1 protein-coding gene is annotated in these 745 nt (G+C 76.4%); it reads left to right on the top strand.

The genetic code is table 11. The features are described 5' to 3' along the window. On the top strand, positions 1 to 745 hold a 745-nt coding region (locus DW299_RS00950; RefSeq protein ID WP_136035315.1), incomplete at both ends, for an ATP-binding cassette domain-containing protein.

Below are 745 nucleotides of genomic sequence, written 5' to 3'. Positions count from 1 at the left end.
GGGCGCGGCGCGTGTGGCTGCCCGAGCCGGAGCGCCGCGCCCGCCAGTACCCGCACGAGCTCTCCGGGGGACTCCGCCAGCGCGCGCTGATCGCCTCGGCGCTCGCGGCGTCCCCGGCGGTGCTGGTCGCGGACGAGCCGACGACGGCGCTGGACGCGACGGTGCAGGCGCGCATCCTCGACCTGCTGCGGGAGATCGCCGACAGCGGGACAGCGGTGCTGTTCATCAGCCACGACGTCGCGGCCGTGCGCCGGCTGGCCGACCGGGTGCTGGTGATGAAGGACGGCGTCGTGGTGGAGTCGGGTCCGGTCGCGGAGGTGCTGGAGCGTCCGCGGCACGAGTACACCCGGGAGCTCATCGCCGCGACCCTGCACGAGCCGCGCGACGCACCCGCCGGTGAGGCGGCCCCGATCCTCGTGGCCGAGGGCGTGGCGAAGTCGTTCGGCGCCACGGCCGCCGTGGTCGGCGCGTCGTTCACGGTGCCGGAGGGGCGCACGCTCGGGATCGTGGGGGAGTCCGGGTCGGGCAAGACCACGCTCGCGCGGCTCCTGGTCGGCGTCGAGAAGGCGGACACCGGGTCGCTCGCCTGGCAGGGATCGCCGCGGGTGCAGCTCGTGCACCAGAACCCGCTCGGCGCGTTCGACCCGAGGTGGACGATCGGGCGGTCGCTGCGCGAGGCCCTGGAGGCCGGCGGGGTGCCCCGGTCCGAGCGCCGTGCACGGGTCGCGGGGCTGCTCGCCGAGGT

The sequence above is a fragment of the Microbacterium sp. K35 genome (assembly GCF_004794375.1).
In the GTDB taxonomy this organism is placed as follows: domain Bacteria; phylum Actinomycetota; class Actinomycetes; order Actinomycetales; family Microbacteriaceae; genus Microbacterium; species Microbacterium sufflavum.
This window is presented reverse-complemented; position numbering and strand designations above follow the sequence as displayed.